The following is a 19,927-nucleotide window of genomic DNA, read 5'->3' on the forward strand; positions in this document are numbered from 1 at the left end:
GAAGGAGACCGCGCACTTTGCAGCGAGGCAGACGCGAATGGCACAACCCTTACTGACGATGCGCGGTATCGTCAAATCGTTTTCTGGCGTCAAGGCGCTGGACGGCATCGATCTTGCTGTGTCCCCGGGCGAATGTGTCGGACTGTGCGGTGAAAACGGCGCGGGAAAATCGACGCTGATGAAGGTGCTCTCGGGTGTGTATCCGCACGGCACGTGGGACGGCGAGATCCTCTGGGAAGGTCGACCGCTTAAAGCGGCAAACGTGCGTGACACGGAGCGCGCGGGCATCGTCATCATTCACCAGGAACTGATGCTCGTGCCGGAGCTTTCGGTGGCCGAGAACATCTTTCTCGGCAACGAGATCACGTTGCCCGGTGGCCGCATGAACTATGCGGCGATGTATCGTCGCGCCGATGAACTGCTGCGCGAACTCGATATCACAGGCATCAACGTCGCGCAGCCGGTGATGAACTACGGCGGCGGTCACCAGCAGCTGATCGAAATTGCCAAGGCGCTCAACAAGCGCGCCAGGCTGCTGATTCTTGACGAACCTTCGTCTTCGCTGACGGCATCGGAAACGCGCATTTTGCTTAACATCGTGCGCGACCTTAAGAAACGCGGCGTTGCGTGTGTGTACATCTCGCACAAGCTCGACGAAGTCGAAGCAGTGTGCGACACGATCTCCGTTATCCGCGACGGAAAACACGTTGCAACGGAACCGATGCGCGGGCTCACAACCGAACGCATCATCGCGATGATGGTGGGTCGCGAGATCAAGAATCTGTTCCCCCGCGAACCGCATGAAGTGGGCGATGTCATTTTCGAAGCGCGCAACGTCACGTGTTTCGACGTGACGAATCCACGCCGCAGGCGCGTCAACAATGTGTCGTTCGCGCTGCGGCGCGGCGAGATACTGGGTGTCGCCGGCCTGGTGGGAGCAGGGCGCACGGAGTTGATGCAGGCAGTGTTCGGCGCGTATCCCGGTACGAGCACGGCCTCCGTGATGCTCGAAGGCAAGCCGCTCAGAATTCGTGCGCCGATCGATGCCATTCAGGCCGGCATTGCGATGGTGCCTGAAGACCGCAAGCGTCACGGCATCGTTCCGCAGCTCGGCGTCGGGCACAACATCACGCTTGCGGTGTTGCAACGTTTCGCCAAAGGTGGCCGCATCGACGCGGCTGCTGAACTCGACACGATTCACACGGAGATACGCCGGCTGTCGATTCGTGCCGCGCATCCGATGCTGTCGATTTCGAGCCTCTCCGGCGGCAACCAGCAAAAAGCGGTGCTGACAAAGATGCTGCTGACCAACCCCAAGGTGCTGATTCTCGACGAGCCGACACGCGGCGTCGATGTCGGCGCCAAATACGAAATCTACAAGCTGATTTTTCAGCTGGCGCAGCGGGGCATGGCGATCGTGATGGTGTCGTCGGAATTGCCGGAAGTGCTTGGCATCAGCGACCGCGTGCTCGTGATCGGCGAAGGCGAGGTGCGCGGCGACTTCATCAACGATGGCCAGACGCTGACGCAGGAACACATCCTCACGGCCGCGCTGAACCCTGTGAATCCTTCCATGACCCAAACCGGAGCGAGTGCCGCATGACTCCCGACGTCACTTCCCACGGCCCAGGCGACGCAGGTTCGTCGGCCTCGTATGGCGGCGCGCAGCGCTTTCAGCAACTGTTCTCGCGCTACAAGATTCTTGCGCTGCTGCTTGCCGTCGCCGCAATCTGGATTTTCTTTTCGTTCCTGACGCACGGCGCTTTTGTCACACCGCGCAATCTGTCGAACCTGCTGCGACAGATGTCGATCACCGGCATGCTTGCATGCGGGATGGTGTTCGTCATCATCGCGGGCGAAATCGATCTGTCGGTGGGCTCGCTGCTCGGATTGCTCGGCGGCGTCGCGGCCATACTCGATGTGAACCATCACTGGCCGCTCGCTGTAACCGTGCCGGTGGTGATGCTGCTCGGCGTGCTGGTCGGCATGTTCAACGGCTGGTGGTCGACGTATCGACGTGTGCCGTCGTTTATCGTTGGCCTTGGTGGCATGCTTGCGTATCGTGGGATATTGCTTGGCGTGACGGGTGGCTCAACCGTCGCGCCGGTGTCCGATGGTCTCGTGTTTATCGGGCAGGGCTATCTGCCGCGAATTGCCGGGGATGCGCTTGCCGTCGTGCTGTTTGCGCTGCTTGCGTTGTTGACGGTGCGTCAGCGGCGTAACCGGCAGCGTTATGAACTGCCGGTTGTGCCTGTGTGGCAGGACGTCGCGAAGATCGTCGGTGCGGGCGCGATTCTTTTAGCGTTCGTCGCCACGCTGGACCGTTACGGCGGCATTCCAGTGCCGGTGTTGTTGCTGCTCGCGCTGCTGGCCATCTTCACGTGGATCGCGACGCAAACCGTTTTCGGCCGACGTATCTATGCGGTCGGCTCAAACCTGGAAGCGACGCGGCTTTCGGGCGTCAACACCGACCGCGTGAAGCTCGCGATCTTTGCGTTGATGGGGCTGATGTGCGCATTCGGCGGCATCGTCAACACGGCGCGGCTTGCGGCGGGTTCGCCGTCGGCGGGATCGATGGGCGAACTCGATGCGATCGCGGCATGCTTTATCGGCGGCACCTCGATGCGCGGTGGCTCGGGCACGGTGTATGGCGCGCTGATCGGCGCGCTCGTGATGGCGAGCCTCGATAACGGCATGTCAATGCTGGACGTCGACGCCTACTGGCAGATGATCGTCAAGGGCGGCATTCTCGTGCTGGCCGTGTGGATCGACGTGGTCTCGGGATCGAACCGTCGATAGCGCTATTTAACGAGGACGTCGGTCGCCAGATGGTCCGAAGGCACGGTGTCGATCAGGATCACGTCGCCGATGGAATTGTCGGTGCGTAGCGGCAGGATCGCCTGATACGCTGGCGAGCGGTACCACTGATGTGCATGCTCACGATCCGGGAAACGAATAATGATGAGGTCGCCGCGCCATGTTCCTTCGAGTCGCTCGTATGGACCGCCGTGCACCATGAAACGCCCGCCAAAAGGGGCGAGCGTCGCGTCGATGCGTTCAAGGTATTCGACGATGGGCGGTCCCATCGTGACTTCATGCAGATGCGCAACCGCGTAAGTAGACATGGTAATTCCTCGCTTCGTAGTCGGTGCAGGTGGCACCGGTATGAAGCGAGGATAGCGATACGCGTGTTGTGATTCGATTACCTGGGAGGTAATGGCCTGCCTCAGTTCCCCCGAAACACCTGGTCAAACAGCGACGGTGCAATACCACCGCGTGGGCCTTGCGCCGACCCCGTCCCCGACTGAGACGACATCGGCGTTGTCCCGCCCACAGCCTGCGTGGCTTCAGGCGTCGCCGTTTGCTGCGTCGGCTGCGTCGTCGTATCTGTCGAAACGCTCCGGGGATAAGTCGAATCCGACTGGTTCATCGGCGCGTTTTCCTGTGACTGTGCAGCCAGCGACCACACGGACGCCATAACCGCAGCTGCAACGAAAATAATAGCTTTCATGACGGCCTCACCAAGTTAAGTCGACATTTAATCGACTTAAGAATGGTAGGTCGCGAAATGGCGCAGCGCGGCAGCACTTTCCACAATAAACCGTTGCGCGGCGAGCAATCTGTGGGCTGTCTGCAGGGTGCGATAGCGCATCGCAAACCGCTCGAAAGGCCTTTGTCTTGCGCTGCACCGCGAAAGTGCTCAAGAGTCGGAAAAAACGGCCGATAACTGAAACGATGAGGCCGATGAGTTCGCCTCGCTACGCCGCCCAACCGATAACGTGACGAACCTCGCCCAAACGCCGCTTTCCGATCGCCTGCGCTCTCTGATCGACACTGTTCAGCACAACGAGCGCACGCTACGCCGCTTCCAGGACGTGGAACTGCACCTGATCGGCGCGCAGGACTTTCAGTATTTCCTCGACACGCTGTTCTCCCGTCTGCCGCGTGAATTCACGCTGACGAGCGTCCTGCTCTGGCTCGACGACCGCGCGCCGATGCTGCACGAACTGCTGTCGCCGGAAGCGCCTTACAGGCCTGCCAGCCACCAGCTGAAGACCGCGCGCCACATCGGCGAGGCGGGTGCGCAACTGTGTCAGGGCGACCGTCCGTGGCTCGGGACGGCGCGCGAAATGGGCGAGACAGCGCGCAACGCGTTCTTCGAAGGCCAGACGCCAGCCGCCAGCGCAATCGTGCTGCCGCTAACCAGCGCCGGCCGCGCGATGGGTTATCTGTGCCTCGGCAGCGACAACGCAGGCCGTTTCGCGGAAGGCATGGCAACCGACATCCTCGAACGCTTCGCGACAATCGTCAACGCAAGCCTCGACAACGTCGCGCACCGCGAGCGGCTCAAGCAGCTCGGCATGACGGATCCACTCACCGGTCTCGCGAACCGCCGCTATTTCGACGAGCGCCTGCGCGAGGAAACCATGCGCGCGGCGCGTTATGCGCTGCCGGTCGCCTGTCTTTTCATCGACATCGACGGCTTCAAGCAGATCAACGATACGCACGGCCATCCGACGGGCGACCGCGCGCTGGTGCTCGTGGCCGCCTGCGTGCGGCAACAGGTGCGACTGGGCGATACGCTCGCGCGTTACGGCGGGGAAGAGTTCGCCGCGTTGCTGCAGGGCGATCTGAAGGATGCGCTGGTCGTCGCTGAACGGGTGCGCCAGGCAGTATCGACGCTTGAACTGCTCGGTGAAGACGGCACACGCATCGGCTTGACGGTGTCGATCGGCGTATCGGCGCGCACCAGCAAACGCCGCGACGACGCGGCCACGCTTGGCAATACGCTGATCGACGAAGCCGACCGCGCGATGTACAAAGCCAAGCGCAACGGCCGCAATCGCGTGCAGGCGCTCACGAGTGACTCGCCAGACGGGCTTTAAGCTTTAGCCCCATCACGCATCCGGTGGCACGCCGAGCAGTTGCAGCGCGCCACTCGTCACCGACGAAAACACCGGGCCTGCCACGGTGCCGCCATAAAACGTACGTCCCGCCGGGTCGTCGATCATCACGGCGACGATCAGGCGTGGATCGCTCATCGGCGCCATGCCGACGAAGAGCGCACGATAGCGGTTCTTTGCGTAACTTGCGCCCACCTGCTTGCGCGCGGTGCCGGTCTTGCCGCCCACCCGATACCCTTCGATCGCCGCCGCGCGGCCTGTGCCGCCCGGGCCCGTCGCCATTTCCAGCATCGAGCGGATCGACGCCGCGGTAGCAGGCATCGTCACGCGATGACCTGTGCTCCGCGGCCTGGCGTCGACGCCGGTCTGGGCGTGATCGAGCAGCAGCGTCGCGGGATGCAACGTGCCGTCACCCGCATACGCGGTGTAGACCTGCGCGATCTGCAGCAGCGATGCCGACAGACCGTAGCCGTACGCCATCGTCGCCTGCTCGATAGGACGCCAGCGTTTGTAAGGTCGCACCTTGCCGGACGCGACGCCCGGAAACGTCAGTTCCGGCGCCTGGCCAAGCCCGTATTCCTGGTACTTCGTCCAGATCGTTTCCGCGGGCAGGTTGAGCGCGAGTTTCGCGAGCGCGATGTTGCTCGATTTCTGCACGGCCTCGGCCACGGTCATGCGGCCGTGATCCGACGTGTCGTGAATCACGTTCGGCCCGATCCGGTAACTGCCCGGTGTCGTATCGATGATGCTGTGCGGCCGTACCTTGCCTTCATCGATTGAGAGGGCGACCACAAGCGGTTTGATCGTCGAGCCCGGCTCGAACGTATCGACCACGGCGCGGTTGCGCAGTTGCCGCCCCGTCAGGCGCGCGCGATCGTTTGGGTCGAACGTGGGCCAGTTGGCGAGCGCGAGCACTTCGCCATTGCGCGCGTCGAGCACCACGACGCTGCCGGCTTCCGCGCTGTGTTTTTCAACGGCCGAGCGCAATTGCGCGTAGGCGAGCTGCTGGATGCGCCGGTCGATTGTCAGCTGGACCGTCGCGCCGTTCTGCGCGGGCACGAGCGGCCGCGTCTCGGACACCACGCGGCCCAGCCGGTCGCGGATCACTTCGCGCTCGCCAGGTTCGCCGCTCAACCATGCGTCGGCGGCGAGTTCGATGCCTTCCTGGCCTTTGTCCTCGATATCCGTGAAGCCGACCACGTGTGCTGCCGATTCGCCTTCCGGATAGAAGCGCTTCGTATCGGCGATCTGCGTGATGCCCGCGAGGCCGAGTTTGTCGATTTTTTCCGCAGTGTCGGCATCGACCTGGCGCTTGAGCAGCACGAACTGTTTGTCGGCTATGAGGCGACGCCGCAGTTCCGCGACCGGCACATCGAGCATTGTCGCGAGCGGTCCGAACGCGGCTTCGTGAATCAGCCGGGGTGTGGCCCAAATCTCGTAGGTCGCGAGACTCACGGCGAGCATCGCGCCATGCCGGTCGACGATGCGTCCGCGCGTGGCGTCGAGTTCGATCGTGCGCTGATAGCGCTTTTGCCCTTGCCCGATATAGAAGTCCTGATTCGCGACCTGGATCCAGAACGCGCGCCCGACCAGCGACGCAAACGCGGCAAAGATGAGCAGGACGACCAGCTTCGAGCGCCACATCGGCAGACGGGAGGCGAGGATCGGGTTCCTCGTGGCGCCCGCGTGCGGATCGCGGTGCGGTGGCGTGTTCTTCAGGTTCATGCCGCCGATTGTAATGAGATCGTAATCTCTATGCCAGCGCCATGCGGACGGTCCTTGATCACACAACGAGCCGGGCAGGGCTCTGCATCGAACATGGTGCCCGCGCGATACGGGAAACCGGAACGGCAGGTCCAGCCCTGATGCGAACCGGAAAAGAAAACGCCCGGCCGAAAATACTTTTAAAAACCCGGCCGGGCGGTTCGTTCTGTCAATGCGTCGTCCCCGACGCGGCGTGTTTCCGAGGCGCTGCCGATCTCCGGGCGCCTTCTTTTTTTGTTATTCCTGCAAGCGTCGAGTGATCAGGCCGGCAGCGAGAAGCTCGCGATTGCTTCACGCAATACGCCAACCTGGTCCTTCAGCGAGTGCGCCGCCGCTGCCGCCTGCTCGACCAGCGCCGCGTTCTGCTGCGTCACCTGGTCCATCTCACCGACTGCGCGGTTCACCTGCTCGATGCCCGCGCTCTGTTCGCGCGACGCATTGCTGATTTCCTCAAGAATCTCGTTCACGCGACGCACCGACTGCACGATCTCCGTCATCGTCGAGCCCGCATTCGCCACGAGCGATGCGCCTTCTTCCACCGTATCCGTCGATGTTTCGATCAGCGCCTTGATTTCCTTCGCGGCCGTGGCCGACCGTTGCGCGAGGCTGCGCACTTCGGAAGCGACGACAGCGAAGCCGCGTCCCTGTTCACCGGCACGCGCTGCTTCGACCGCCGCATTCAGCGCGAGGATGTTGGTCTGGAACGCGATGCCGTCGATCACGCCGATGATGTCGCCGATCTGCCGCGAGCTGGTGGTGATCTCGCCCATCGTACGCACGACATCGTCGACGACCTTGCTGCCGCGCGTCGCAACATCGGCCGCCTGGCCGGCGAGCTGCGCGGCCTGCAATGCGCTGTCGGCGTTGTGCTTCACGTTGGCCGTCATCTCGTCCATGCTCGACGCGGTCTGCACGAGCGCGGCGGCCTGTTCTTCGGTGCGTTGCGACAGATCGGTGTTGCCGGCGGCAATTTCCGTCGCGCCGACGTTGATGTTGTCCGTACCAAGCCGCACGCGCGAAACCGTATCGACGAGACCGCGCTGCATCGTGTGAAGCGCGAACAGCAGGCTGCTATGGTCGTTGTGGCTTAGCACCGGCACGGTCGTCGCGAGATCGCCATGCGCCATGCGCTGCGCTGCTTCGACTGCTACTTCGAGATCGCCGCCGAGCGTGCGGCGCACGCTGCGCAGCACCAGCATCATCACGACCGTCGCGACGCCGCCGAGCACGGCCGTGATCGCGAGCCAGCGCAGCAGGTTCGCGTAGAACGCCGACTGCACGTCGTCCATGTACATGCCCGTCACGATGATCCAGTCCCACGGTGCGAAGCGCAGCGCGTAGCTTGTCTTCGCGACGGGTTCCTGACTGCCGGGCTTGGCCCACAGATAGTCGACGAAACCGCCGTCGGCAGCGCTAGCTGTCTTCACGATATCGGTGAACAGGTGATTGCCCTTCGGATCAGCGAACTGTCCCAGGTTCTTGCCGACCATTTCCGGCTTGAACGGATGCATCAGCATCACGGGCTGCGAGTCGTTGATCGAAAGGTAGCCGTCCTTGCCGTAGCGCATGGCGGCAACCGTGGCGAGCGCCTGCTTTTTCGCTTCTTCTTCGGTAATCGTGTGTTGCTGCGCAAGCGTGTAGTAACGGTTGACGATGTTGTTGGCCTGCTGAACCAGGAAGGTCAGCTGGTCGCGCCGGTCAGCGATCATTGATTCACGGTTCTGCATCGCGCCGAATGCGCCGATCAGGATCAGACCGATCCAGAGGACGGCGATCATCGAGCCGAGTTTTTTATTGAGAGTCATCTTCTGCATGGTGTACGCGTTTTCCGTCGATCGAAGCAGGCTGAATTGAGAGGCTGGCAGACAGGCGATGCCACGAACGCGTTTACGGCATCGTGTGCTGTGCAGCACAGGAAGGGAAAACCCGTAATTGACAGACAAATAGGGGGATTTCGCCGAGTGATGGAATGCTGTTTTGCGCCGATCGTGACGTTAATCCGTGCGACTTCCGATTGAGTGCCGATAATCAGAATCTGATTTAATCGTTTGCGGCTTTATTCAGCTAATTTCGCCAGAATATGCCACATGACGCAAATGAAAATCGCACAATTTTCCCCGCAACTCCATCAATTGCCATAAGGCTCGCAGCCGGAAGACGGCGCCGTTTTATTTCGTTTATAGTCGCCACTTTCAGTTCGTAAGACACCGCTTTTATATCGCCTGAAGACGATCGATTGCGGCAGATAAAAACCGGGTGGGACGCGAGATTGACGGCCCATTCATTTCAAACCCGATTCCCTTTTGCACTGGAAAAACTCATGCGAGCCATTATTCTTGCTGCGGGACTCGGCCTGCGCCTCCAGCAGCCTCCCGAGGAGCAGTTTCCAAAATGCCTGCTGCGCTTTGACGGCGTTTCGCTGCTCGAACGGCATCTCCAGTTGCTGGACGCCGCCGGTGTCGACGACATCGTGCTCGCGCTGGGTTTCCGGCCCGAACGGGTACGCGACGAACTCGAACGGCTCGGCCGCGAGCCGTATCCCGAGATCGTGCTGAATCTGGATTACCAGCTTGGCAGCGTGCTCACTGTGCACACGGTCGCAGAAGCACTCACGCGCGGCGGCGACGTGCTGCTGATGGACGCCGACGTGCTCTACGACGAACGCATGCTTTCCGCGCTCGTGGCCGGCGAAAACGTCAACCGCATGCTGCTCGATCGCGGCTTCGAACCGGGCGACGAGCCCGTCAAGCTGTGTCTGAAAGATGGCGTGCCTGTCGAATTCCGCAAGCAGCTGGCCGTCGGCCTCGAGTACGACACGATCGGCGAATCGGTCGGCTTTTTCCGCTTCCACGAGGACACTGCGCGACGTTTTGCCGAAATCGTCGCGGGCTATATCGACACGGGTCGCTCGAACATGCCGCATGAAGAAGCGGTGCGCGATCTGCTGCTCGAAGGCAAGCACCCATTCGATATCGCGGACGTCACCGGCGCGCCGTGGATCGAAATCGATTTTCCCAACGATGTGGCGCGTGCCGGCAACGAAGTCCTGCCGCGCCTTCAGAGGACTGTAGGAGTCACACGATGAATGCAAGAGATCCGCTTTTCCTGACTGCTTCGCGCAGCGCCCGGTTGCGCCAGATGCTGGTCGGCAACGAACTCGAATTCCTGATGGAAGCGCACAACGGCCTGTCGGCGCGCATCGTGCGCGAAGCGGGCTTTCGCGGTATCTGGGCGTCGGGCCTCGCGATCTCCGCGCAATATGGCGTGCGCGACAACAACGAAGCCAGCTGGACGCAGGTCGTCGACACGCTCGAATTCATGGCCGACGCCAGCGATCTGCCGATCCTGCTCGACGGCGATACCGGCTACGGCAACTTCAACAACGTGCGGCGTCTGGTGCGCAAGCTGGAGCAACGCGGCGTAGCGGGCGTCTGTATTGAAGACAAGCAGTTCCCGAAAACGAACAGCTTCATCAATGGCGAGCGTCAGCCGCTCGCCGAAATGGATGAGTTCTGCGGCAAGATCAAGGCCGGCAAAGATTCGCAGACCGACGACGATTTCTCGATCGTCGCGCGCGTTGAAGCGCTGATCGCCGGCTGGGGCATGGACGAAGCGCTGCGTCGCGCGGAAGCGTACCGTCAGGCGGGCGCCGATGCGATCCTGATTCACAGCAAGCTGTCACGCCCCGACGAGATTCTCGAATTCGCACGCGAATGGGCGGGCCGCGGTCCGCTCGTGATCGTGCCGACCAAGTACTACAGCACGCCGACTGAAGTGTTCCGCAAGGCCGGCATCAGCACGGTGATCTGGGCGAACCATCTGATCCGCTCGGCAACCACGGCGATGCAGGCCGTCGCGAAAGAGATCTATACGAACGAAACGCTCGTCGACGTCGAAGACCGCATCGCGCCGGTCAACGAAATCTTCCGTCTGCAGGACGCCGACGAATACTCGGAAGCCGAAAAGCGCTACCTGTCGGCATCGCGCACGTCGGGCGCGGCGGTGGTGCTTGCCGCGAGCCGTGGCGCGGGCCTCGAAGCGGTGACGACCGATCGTCCGAAGGTGATGCTGCCGATCGCGGGCAAGCCGCTCTTGCGCTGGCTCGTCGACGCGTTCAAGAAGCAGGGCGTGAATGACATCACAGTGGTCGGCGGTTATCGCGCCGATGCGATCGATACGGCGGGCGTGAAGCTCGTCGTCAACGAGCGTCATGCGGAAACGGGTGAACTCGCATCGCTGGCCTGCGCGATCGATGGTCTGCAAACCGATACGGTGATCTCGTACGGCGACCTGCTGTTCCGCAGCTACATCCTGCGCGATCTCGTCGAAAGCGAAGCGGACTTCAGCGTCGTGGTCGATTCTTCGCTGACGCAAACGGAAAACAGCAGCGTGCGCGATTTCGCGTGGTGCTCGGCTGCCGACGATCGCGGTCTGTTCGGCAACAAGGTGGTGTTGACGCGCGTGTCCAGCGAACAGAAGGATGCGCAAAAGCCGGATGGCCGCTGGGTCGGTCTGCTGAACGTGCGCGGCGAAGGACGTGACCGCTTGAAGGCCGTCGTCGCGAAGCTGCGTGAGCAGAAGGACTTCGATTCGCTCGACATGCCGGCGCTGCTGAACGCGCTCGTCGAAGCGGGCGAACAGATCGAAGTGCAATACGTGCACGGCCACTGGCGCGGCGTGAACGACCTCGAAGATTTCCGTCGCGCGGGCGATTTTGCACATGAGCAGACGCCGTTTGCCGTGGGCGGCACGACCGGCAAGGAGGCTCGATGATCGAAGCCGCGCAGTTTGTCGAAGCGGCGCGTGAACGCGGCTTCGACTGGTACGCGGGCGTGCCGTGCTCGTATCTGACGCCGTTCATCAATTACGTGCTTCAGGATCCGTCGCTGCACTATGTGTCGGCGGCGAATGAGGGCGATGCGGTTGCACTGATCGCAGGCGTGACGCTCGGCGCACGCAACGGCCGGCGGGGCGTCACGATGATGCAGAACTCGGGCCTCGGTAATGCGGTGAGTCCGCTGACGTCGCTGACGTGGACGTTCAAACTGCCGCAACTGCTGATCGTGACGTGGCGCGGCCAGCCTGGTGTGCCCGACGAACCTCAGCACGCGCTGATGGGTCCGGTCACGCCGGCCATGCTCGACACGATGGAAATCCCGTGGGAAACGTTCCCCACTGAAGCGGATGCGATCGGTCCCGCGCTCGACCGCGCGATCGCACATATGGACGAAACCGGTCGTCCGTACGCGCTCGTGATGCAGAAGGGCAGCGTCGCGCCTTATGAACTGAAGCAGGGTGCGGCGCCTCTACGCCGTACGCTGGTCGAGGCGCGCTCGACGTCGACCGGCGCGCCGCAGGATGCGTTGCCGACGCGTCACGACGCATTGCAGCGCGTGATCGCGCACACGCCGGTCGAGTCGACCGTCGTACTCGCGTCGACGGGCTTTTGCGGCCGCGAACTCTACGCAATCGACGATCGTCCGAACCAGTTGTACATGGTCGGCTCGATGGGCTGCCTGACGCCGTTCGCGCTCGGTCTGGCGCTGACACGTCCGGACCTGAAAGTGGTCGCGCTCGATGGCGATGGCGCTGCGCTGATGCGCATGGGCGTCTTCGCGACGCTCGGCGCTTACGGTCCGTCCAACCTCACGCACGTGCTGCTCGACAATGGCGCGCACGATTCGACCGGCGGCCAGTCGACCGTTTCGCCGGCTGTGTCGTTTGCGGGCGTGGCGGCGGCGTGCGGCTATGCGTCGGCCGTCGAAGGCGACGATCTTTCGCTGATCGACGAGGTCCTGACGTCGGCGCCATCCGAAGACGGCACGCGTTTCGTGCGTGTGTCCATCAAGCGTGGCACGCCCGACGGCCTGCCGCGTCCTGTCATCACCCCGCCCGATGTGAAGACGCGTCTGATGCGCCACATCGGCACGGATCAAGGAGTGCGTTGATGCTGTTGCTCAATCCCGGCCCTGTCACGCTGACCGAACGCGTGCGTCAGAGTCTGCTCCAGACGGACCTGTGCCACCGCGAAAGCGAGTTCTTCGATCTGCAGGAAGAAGCGCGCACGCGTCTCGTCAATCTGTACGACCTCGATCCGGCGCAATGGCAGGCCGTGCTGATGACGGGTTCAGGCACGGCGGCCGTCGAAAGCATGATTGCCGCGCTCGTGCCGGACGACGGCAAGCTGCTGATCATCGAAAACGGCGTGTACGGCGAGCGGATCACACAGATCGCGAGCCAGTACCGCATCGCGCATGAAACGGTGAAGCACGACTGGATGCAGGCGCCGGATCTCGACCGCATCACCGCGTGTCTGGATGCCGACCGTGGTTTTACCCACGTCGCCGTGATCCATCATGAAACGACGACGGGCCGTCTGAACGATCTGGCCGCACTCGGCGCGGCGTGCCAGCAGCGCGGCATCCGTCTGCTGGTGGATGGCGTCAGCAGCTTCGCCGCCGAGGCGATCGACTTCGACAACGGCGGCATCGACGCCATCGCGGCGACGGCGAACAAATGCGTGCACGGTGTGCCGGGCGCGTCGTTCGTGATCGTGCGTCGTCCGGCGCTGGTGAACGCCGCCAGCCGCACGTTCTATCTCGACCTTGGGCGTCTCGCGAAGCTTCAGGATCAGCGCAACACGCCGTTCACGCCTTCGGTGCATGCGTATTACGCGCTCGTCGAAGCGCTGCGCGAACTCGAGGACGAAGGCGGCTGGACCGCACGCCACGCACGCTACGCGGCGCTCGCCGAGCAGGCGCGCGCCGGGCTGGCCGCGCTGGGGATCGAGAGCGCGGTGCCGCCGGAGCAGTCCTCGGTGGTTTTGCGCGCGTACAGGTTGCCCACGGGCATCACGTACCCGCAACTGCACGATGCGCTGAAGGCGCGTGGCTTCGTGATCTATGCCGGGCAAGGCGGCCTGTCGGCGGAACTGTTCCGTATCTCGACAATGGGCAACATCCACCCGGCCGATATCGACCGTCTGCTGCAAGGCTTCGCCGGGCTCGTACGCTGACTGGAAGGCGGTGACGAACCAGGGCAGGGCCGCAGCAGCCCGGGCGGCGGGTCAGCAAGGCGGCCCTCTGCCGGACTGTGGTCAGTCCGGCTCGATTACCGGGTCCTTGCTGGGTGGACCATCGGGATGCTGTGGTTCGTCGTTGTGTCCTGGGGAGGGCGGTGCGAGCGGGTCGCCTTCGGGATCGCGCGTCGGGTCCGCGAGCGGGTCGGGAACCGGAGTGGTCTGCATGTCATACGTCATACCTTACCTCGTGTGCGGGGTGCGTCCGCCGGTCGCGGCGGACGCACCGCCTGCTGATCGAGGGACATCCTATCTAGCGTAGGCCAAACGCCGCCGGGATGCAGACGTATCCGTGCGGCGACGCTCATTGACTCGCGTGACGGGCGGGCTTGCGCGTCATGTTCAATTGCCAGTAATGCTCCGGCGCGAATACGTCGTCGCAGCCATGCGGGCCGCAAGCCTTCAACTGGCTGGTGTACGCATTGACCGCTTCGCGCTTGGCCAGCGCCTGGCGCGCCGGATCGATGGTATACAGCGCAACCGGATACACGGGCGTCGCGACGATGCCGCGCCGCGCAAGCTCTTCGAGTCGCGCCTCCACCACGCCCGGCTGACGCCGGTGAATCGCTTCCTCATACCCGAACCACGACAGGTGCGCGAGCCGCGGCAGCACTTCGCAGCACGCATCGGAGACGAGTTCGTGATCGCTGTCAAAGAGGCCCAGCGGCATCAGCAGCGTATTGGCCGTCGATCCATAGATGATCTCTTCGAGCGCGGCGGCGAGCTTGCTGATCGACGGCGAGTCGAGGTACTGGCCGTCGCGAAACGGCATGCGCACAGGGATCGCGTCGAGCGCGGCAAGCGCGTTGTTGTCCTCGATCGTGCGGGCGTGGACCGCTTCGTGCGCGCCGGCGAATCCGGATAGCGCGTCCCATTCGGTATGCATCTCGCGTTCAGGCGGCGCGGCGAACACGGTACAGACGGCGGCATCGGGATGCGTCGCGAGCAGCGCGCCGCAACTGAATACGGCGTCGTCGAAATGCGGAGAAACGACAAAGAGGCGCGGACTGGTTTCGCTCATGGTCTCGTGAGTGACGCAGATCGCACGATGGACGGCGCGACGCGTGTTCCCGGCAGACGGTTCCGTCAGCTTAGACCGGAATGAGGACGCTTGTGTGACCACGTGCCGTATCTGCAAGCGGCGTGCCCGGGTGTCAAGCGGTGAGCGGCGAACTGTGGCGGGAGCGCGGCCCAGGACCGGCGCGGTGCGCCTCAGCAAACCCGTCCTACGCCAGCCCGAGCAGATCGTCCGGCGTATCCACGTCGCGCAGGATGCCCGGATCGTCGACGTCCAGCCGCGTGACGTCGTGTCGCCTGAAGAAGTCGCGCGCGCCCGTATCGCCATCGAGCGCGACCAGCGCATCGAAATGTTCCGCGCCGAATCCCACGGGATGCCCGCGCTCGCCTTTATAGAACGGCGCGACCAGCGTCGCGCCTTCATCGAGCTTTCGGGCCACCGCTTCGATTGTCGAGACCGCGATGCGCGGCATATCGGCCAACGATACGATCCAGCCTTCGGCATCGCGGCTCGCCTCGACCGCGGCCGCCAGGCTCGCGCCCATGCCGCGCTCGGCGTCGACCGAAAACACCACCTCGCAGCCTGCGTCGTTGAGCACGCGCGCAAGCGCGTCGGAACCCGGCCTGACGACGGCCAGCACGAGCGGCACGATCATCAGCAGTCGATGAGCGGCCTCATGCGCGACTGGCCGGCCGTCGGGCAGGTGCGCGAGCAGCTTGTTGCGAATGCCCTCCGGATCGAAGCGCGACCCGTAACCGGCGGCCAGCAGCACGCCAGTGGCGGACGAGGCATAACGCATGGACAGGACCGAGGGAAAGGAGATGTTCCGATTGTGCGGCGCAACGCGCCATCAGGCAAGCCGGGATCGCCGGGAATGCGCGCGGGGACACGCGCCGCCGATGCACCAAAAAAAAGCGCGGTCATGTCGCTCCGACACGACCGCGCACCAATGCGTTTCAGCGTCGTTTCATACGCGCTCTGCATTGCGCATGAAACGGCACTTCACGCTTGCGTGGAACCCGTTATCACCTTGTCGAGTGTAATCGGCAAATCGCGTATGCGCACGCCTGTCGCGTGAAAAACCGCATTCGCGATGGCCGCCGGCACACCTGTAATGCCGATTTCACCAATCCCTTTCGCGCCGAGCGAGTTGATATAAGGATCGACCTCGTCGATGAAGCTGATGTCGATCGCGTTGATATCGGCGTTCACCGGCACGTGGTACTCGGCGAGGTTCGCGTTGACGAAGCGTCCGTAGCGCGTGTCCAGGCTGGTTTTCTCTTCGAGCGCCGCGCCGATGCCCCAGACGATGCCGCCCATCAACTGGCTGTGCGCGGTCTTCGCGTTCAGGAGACGCCCGACGCCGTACACAGAGGTTATCCGCGCGACGCGAATCGTGCCGAGGTCCGCATCGACATGCACTTCCGTGAACACCGCGCCGAATGAGTGAAACGAGAACTTCTGCTTCTCGTCGCCGGGTTTGACGCTGGCATGCGCCTCGATGGGCTGGCCGCCCGCGCGGGCGAGGATCGCGCCGGCCGGATCGCGGCGCGACGCATCCTTCACGCTGATCACCCAGCCGTTTTCGACGGTGACCTCGTCGGGCGTTGCACCGTGGACGGGCGAAGCCGGGTCGGCAATCGCCATTGCCACCAGCTTGCCGCGCACCTGCGTCGCCGCATCGCGCACCGCAGGCGACACGCTCGCGACCGACTGCGAACCGCCCGACACTGGCGCCTGTGGCAGCGACGAATCGCCTAGCGCGAAGCGGATGGTATCGGGCGAAAACCCCATTGCGTCCGCGGCGACCTGGGTCATCACCGTGTAGGTGCCGGTGCCGAGATCCTGCGTGCCCGATGCGACCATCGCGGTGCCGTCCGGCAGAATCCGCGCGATCGCCGCGGCTGCGCTGCGGTTCGCCGGATAGGTGGCGGTCGCCATGCCGAGGCCGATCAGCGTGTTGCCGTTGCGCATCGAACGTGGGGCCGCCGTGCGGTGCGACCAGCCGGATTTCTCCGCGCCGATGCGGTAGCAGTCTCGCAGTGCCTTGCTCGACCACGGCTTGTGTTCCTGCGGATCTTCCTCCGCGTAGTTCTTCAGGCGCAGCGCGATCGGGTCCATCTTCAATGCCCACGCGAGCTCGTCCATCGCGGATTCGAGCGCGAACGAGCCGGTCGTTTCGCCAGGCGCGCGCATGAAGGTGGGCGTGCCGACGTTCAATGGCACGAGACGGTGCGTGGTGGCCTGATTCGGCACGGCGTACAACATACGCGTGACCATCGCGCAGGTTTCGGTCCAGTCTTCGATGACGGACGTATTTGCAAACGTGTCATGCCGCATGCCGGTGAGCGTGCCGTCGCTGCGCGCGGCGATCGTGAAGTGCTGCTCGGTCATCGGCCTGCCGCCGACGGGGCCGAACATCTGCGGTCTTTCCAGCGCGAGCCGGACGGGCCGGCCCGTCTGTTTCGCCGCCATCGCGCACAACGTGACGTGCGACCACGACGAGCCTTTGCAACCGAAGCCGCCACCGACGAACGGCGAGATCACGTGTACGTTGTCGGCGGCGATGCCGAACGTACTCGATACCGCGGTCTTCGTGCCGGAGACGCCTTGTGTCGAGTCGTACAGCGTGAGAGTCGGACCGTCCCAGATGGCCATCGTCGCGTGCGGTTCCATCGGATTGTGATGTTCCATCGGCGTCGTGTAGACCGCGTCGATGCGTGTCGTGCCGCTCGCAAGGCCCGCGTCGATGTCGCCGCGCTGCGTGTCGGTTTGTCGGCCCTGCGGTCGGTCAGGCGCGTGCGCGGTGGATTTCGCGCGTGTGAAATCGAGCGTGGCCTGCGTGGTCTGATATGTGATGTGCAACTGGCGGGCGGCGTCCGTGGCCTGTTCGAGCGTCTCCGCGACGACGACCGCAACCGGCTCATTGCTGTAGTGAACCTGGTTATCCTGCAGTAGCGACAGATGACGGCCTGCGGGCGGCGTGAGCGGCGCGCGTCCGCCGTCGGGCAGCTTCATTGCATTCTGGTACGTCATCACGAGTATCACGCCAGGCATGGCCTGCGCACGTGCAACGTCGATCGAAGCGATGCTGCCGCGCGCAATCGTGCTCGTCACCAGTACCGCATGCGCGAGTCTCGCAGCAGGAAACTCGGCGGCGTAGCGCGCTTCGCCCGTGACTTTCAGCAGACCGTCGGTGCGGTCGAGCGGGTGGCCGATCATGTTCATGCGACACCTCCCTGCTGACCGGCAGCCTGTTTGAGCGCGCGAACAATGGACCGTTGCGCGAGCTGTACCTTGAACGCGTTGTCACGTTGCGGTCGCGCGCCGCGTAACGCAGCCGCTGCGGCGGACTGCAGGTTCGCGTCGCTCAACGTTTGTCCTGCGAGCATCTGCTCGGCGACGTTCGCGCGCCACGGTTTGTGTGCGACGCCACCTAGCGCGATACGCACGCTCTTCACGGTGTTGCCGTCGAGCTGCAGTGCGGCGGCCACTGAAACCAGCGCGAATGCGTAGCTCGCGCGATCGCGTACCTTGAGATAGTGCGCGTGATCGCTGAACATCGGCGGCGGCAGATCGACGGACGTAATCAGTTCGCCTGGCTGTAACGTCGTATCGAGATCGGGACGATCGCCGGGTAAGCGATGAAAATCGCCGAACGCGATCGTCCGTTCACCGCGCGGACCGCTCACGCGTACAACGGCATCGAGCGCCGCGAGCGCGACGCTCATATCCGAAGGATTCACCGCGATGCACTGCGCGCTTGCACCGAGAATCGCGTGCATGCGCGTATGACCATCGATCGCCGCGCAGCCGCTGCCCGGTTCCCGTTTGTTGCATTGAACGAAGGCGGGATCGTAGAAGTAATAGCAACGCGTGCGCTGCATCAGATTGCCGCCGACAGTCGCCATATTGCGCAGTTGCGCCGATGCACCGGCGAGTAACGCCTGAGTCAGCAGCGGATAACGTTGACGCACATACGTGTGATTCGCTGCATCGCTGTTACGTACCAGTGCGCCAATGCGCAGGCCGCCATCGGGCAGCGGATCGATCGTGTCGAGTCCGCGTATATGGGTTATATCGACGAGCCTGACCGGTCGCGCGACGCCACCTTTCATGAGGTCGAGCAGGTTCGTACCGCCGCCGATGAATGCCGTTCCATGCTGTTGCGCTGCGCGGACCGCGCTGGCCACATCGCTGGCGCGTTCGTAGGAGATCGCTTCCATGACGGGTCTCCTCAGGTCTGACCGTCGTTCACCGCGCGCACCGCCGCGACGATGTTCGGATAGGCGCCACAGCGGCACAGATTGCCGCTCATGCGCTCACGAATCTCTTCATCTGAAAGGTGTGGCGGCCGGAAACGCACGTCCCCAGTGACCGCGCTTGCAGTGCCGGCCTTGAATTCATCGAGTAACGCAGTCGCGGAACACAGTTGCCCCGGTGTGCAGTAGCCGCACTGGAATGCATCGTGTTTGACGAACGCCTGCTGGATCGGACTCAACGCGTTGTTGCGCGCGAGTCCTTCGATGGTCGTGATCGCTTCGCCTTCATGCATCACTGCAAGCGTGAGACACGAGTTGATGCGACGTCCTTCGACAAGCACCGTGCACGCACCGCATTGCCCTCGATCACAGCCTTTCTTGGTGCCCATCAGGCCCGCGTATTCACGCAGCGCGTCGAGCAACGTTACGCGTGGTTCGAGATGCAGCGTGTAGTCGCGGCCATTGATGCCAAGTGTGACAGGGCGCGCGGGAACAGGCGTGCGTGCAACTGGCGGCGGCGCAGCGGGTTGCTGCTGGGCGCGCAGTTGCGGCGCGGCGCCGACTGTCGCGGCAGCGGCGGCCGATTGCAGAAAGCGGCGCCGCGATGTGTTCGGCAGGGGCGCTGAAACGGTGGATGAGTCGCTCGGTCCCGTATCGGGATTCTGACGTTCTGGGTGACTGGACATGACGTTCTGCCTGCTCCTTGAAAGGTCGGTGCAGCGTCGCGACACAGCGTGTTCCTGCACCGGGGGACATCGGTTCATTCAGCAATTTCGATGCCACTGGCGAGTGGCGCACAACACACAAAGGCGCGCGTACCGGCAAGGAAAACGTCGGGAAAAAATGGCAACGGAGCGCGTCAACGCTGCACGTTGCGCTTGATGATCGATGAAGTAAAGAG

Annotated in this window: 17 protein-coding genes; 7 read left to right on the top strand and 10 right to left on the bottom strand. The window is 63.3% G+C overall.

Annotation, left to right across the window (positions count from 1 at the left end; genetic code table 11):
* The first annotated feature begins 37 nt into the window (after nucleotides 1-37).
* On the top strand, nucleotides 38-1,603 hold the full coding sequence (gene xylG / locus P3T16_RS04290; protein WP_429341291.1) for a D-xylose ABC transporter ATP-binding protein: 1,566 nt from the start codon (nucleotides 38-40) through the stop codon (nucleotides 1,601-1,603).
* The gene (locus P3T16_RS04295; RefSeq protein ID WP_429341292.1) at nucleotides 1,600-2,799 is read left to right on the top strand and encodes a sugar ABC transporter permease; all 1,200 of its coding nucleotides are present in this window, start codon (nucleotides 1,600-1,602) and stop codon (nucleotides 2,797-2,799) included. Before xylG ends, P3T16_RS04295 begins: the two co-directional genes overlap by 4 nt.
* 2 nt (nucleotides 2,800-2,801) lie before the next feature.
* Here P3T16_RS04295 and P3T16_RS04300 read toward each other — a convergent pair whose 3' ends face one another.
* Entirely contained in the window at nucleotides 2,802-3,125 is a 324-nt protein-coding gene (locus P3T16_RS04300; protein ID WP_429254369.1) for a DUF1330 domain-containing protein, read from the bottom strand.
* Nucleotides 3,126-3,226: 101 nt separating this feature from the next.
* The gene (locus P3T16_RS04305; protein ID WP_429341293.1) at nucleotides 3,227-3,511 is read right to left on the bottom strand and encodes a hypothetical protein; all 285 of its coding nucleotides are present in this window, start codon (nucleotides 3,509-3,511) and stop codon (nucleotides 3,227-3,229) included.
* 268 nt (nucleotides 3,512-3,779) lie between these two features.
* Here P3T16_RS04305 and P3T16_RS04310 point away from each other — a divergent pair, with 268 nt between their 5' ends.
* The gene (locus tag P3T16_RS04310) at nucleotides 3,780-4,886 is read left to right on the top strand and encodes a diguanylate cyclase (protein ID WP_429341294.1); all 1,107 of its coding nucleotides are present in this window, start codon (nucleotides 3,780-3,782) and stop codon (nucleotides 4,884-4,886) included.
* A gap of 12 nt (nucleotides 4,887-4,898) precedes the next feature.
* Here the strand turns inward: P3T16_RS04310 and P3T16_RS04315 are convergent, their stop codons facing one another.
* Together P3T16_RS04315 and P3T16_RS04320 are read right to left on the bottom strand one after the other, a co-directional pair.
* Nucleotides 4,899-6,629 carry a peptidoglycan D,D-transpeptidase FtsI family protein gene (locus P3T16_RS04315; RefSeq protein WP_429341295.1) on the bottom strand — a complete coding sequence of 577 codons (1,731 nt, stop codon included), beginning with the start codon at nucleotides 6,627-6,629 and terminating at the stop codon, nucleotides 4,899-4,901.
* Between the two features lie 299 nt (nucleotides 6,630-6,928).
* The gene (locus P3T16_RS04320; protein WP_429341412.1) at nucleotides 6,929-8,473 is read right to left on the bottom strand and encodes a methyl-accepting chemotaxis protein; all 1,545 of its coding nucleotides are present in this window, start codon (nucleotides 8,471-8,473) and stop codon (nucleotides 6,929-6,931) included.
* 515 nt (nucleotides 8,474-8,988) lie between these two features.
* Here P3T16_RS04320 and P3T16_RS04325 point away from each other — a divergent pair.
* The 4 genes from P3T16_RS04325 to P3T16_RS04340 are packed head-to-tail and all read left to right on the top strand — an operon-like array spanning nucleotide 8,989 to nucleotide 13,683.
* Nucleotides 8,989-9,753 (top strand): NTP transferase domain-containing protein, encoded by a 765-nt coding sequence (locus P3T16_RS04325; protein ID WP_429341296.1) that lies wholly within the window; start codon nucleotides 8,989-8,991, stop codon nucleotides 9,751-9,753.
* On the top strand, nucleotides 9,750-11,441 hold the full coding sequence (aepX, locus tag P3T16_RS04330; protein WP_429341297.1) for a phosphoenolpyruvate mutase: 1,692 nt from the start codon (nucleotides 9,750-9,752) through the stop codon (nucleotides 11,439-11,441). The genes P3T16_RS04325 and aepX overlap by 4 nt, the downstream gene beginning before the upstream one ends.
* Nucleotides 11,438-12,616: a phosphonopyruvate decarboxylase gene (gene aepY / locus P3T16_RS04335; protein ID WP_429341298.1), complete on the top strand. Its 1,179-nt coding sequence runs from the start codon at nucleotides 11,438-11,440 to the stop codon at nucleotides 12,614-12,616. Before aepX ends, aepY begins: the two co-directional genes overlap by 4 nt.
* Nucleotides 12,616-13,683 carry a 2-aminoethylphosphonate aminotransferase gene (locus P3T16_RS04340; RefSeq protein ID WP_429341299.1) on the top strand — a complete coding sequence of 356 codons (1,068 nt, stop codon included), beginning with the start codon at nucleotides 12,616-12,618 and terminating at the stop codon, nucleotides 13,681-13,683. The genes aepY and P3T16_RS04340 overlap by 1 nt, the downstream gene beginning before the upstream one ends.
* Before the next feature lie 81 nt (nucleotides 13,684-13,764).
* Here the strand turns inward: P3T16_RS04340 and P3T16_RS04345 are convergent, their stop codons facing one another.
* From P3T16_RS04345 to P3T16_RS04370, 6 genes are all read right to left on the bottom strand, one after another.
* Complete coding sequence (locus P3T16_RS04345; RefSeq protein ID WP_429254377.1) at nucleotides 13,765-13,926, bottom strand: hypothetical protein; 162 nt, start codon at nucleotides 13,924-13,926, stop codon at nucleotides 13,765-13,767.
* A gap of 124 nt (nucleotides 13,927-14,050) precedes the next feature.
* Complete coding sequence (locus P3T16_RS04350) at nucleotides 14,051-14,767, bottom strand: PIG-L family deacetylase (RefSeq protein WP_429341300.1); 717 nt, start codon at nucleotides 14,765-14,767, stop codon at nucleotides 14,051-14,053.
* A gap of 205 nt (nucleotides 14,768-14,972) precedes the next feature.
* Entirely contained in the window at nucleotides 14,973-15,563 is a 591-nt protein-coding gene (locus P3T16_RS04355) for a nucleotidyltransferase family protein (protein ID WP_429254379.1), read from the bottom strand.
* Between the two features lie 203 nt (nucleotides 15,564-15,766).
* Nucleotides 15,767-17,992, bottom strand: coding sequence for a xanthine dehydrogenase family protein molybdopterin-binding subunit (locus P3T16_RS04360; protein ID WP_429341301.1), 2,226 nt, complete (start codon nucleotides 17,990-17,992; stop codon nucleotides 15,767-15,769).
* Complete coding sequence (locus tag P3T16_RS04365; RefSeq protein WP_429341302.1) at nucleotides 17,989-18,990, bottom strand: FAD binding domain-containing protein; 1,002 nt, start codon at nucleotides 18,988-18,990, stop codon at nucleotides 17,989-17,991. Before P3T16_RS04365 ends, P3T16_RS04360 begins: the two co-directional genes overlap by 4 nt.
* A gap of 11 nt (nucleotides 18,991-19,001) precedes the next feature.
* Complete coding sequence (locus P3T16_RS04370; protein ID WP_429341303.1) at nucleotides 19,002-19,712, bottom strand: 2Fe-2S iron-sulfur cluster-binding protein; 711 nt, start codon at nucleotides 19,710-19,712, stop codon at nucleotides 19,002-19,004.
* Between the last annotated feature and the right edge of the window lie 215 nt (nucleotides 19,713-19,927).

Source organism: Paraburkholderia sp. GAS42, from assembly GCF_050436565.1.
GTDB lineage: Bacteria > Pseudomonadota > Gammaproteobacteria > Burkholderiales > Burkholderiaceae > Paraburkholderia.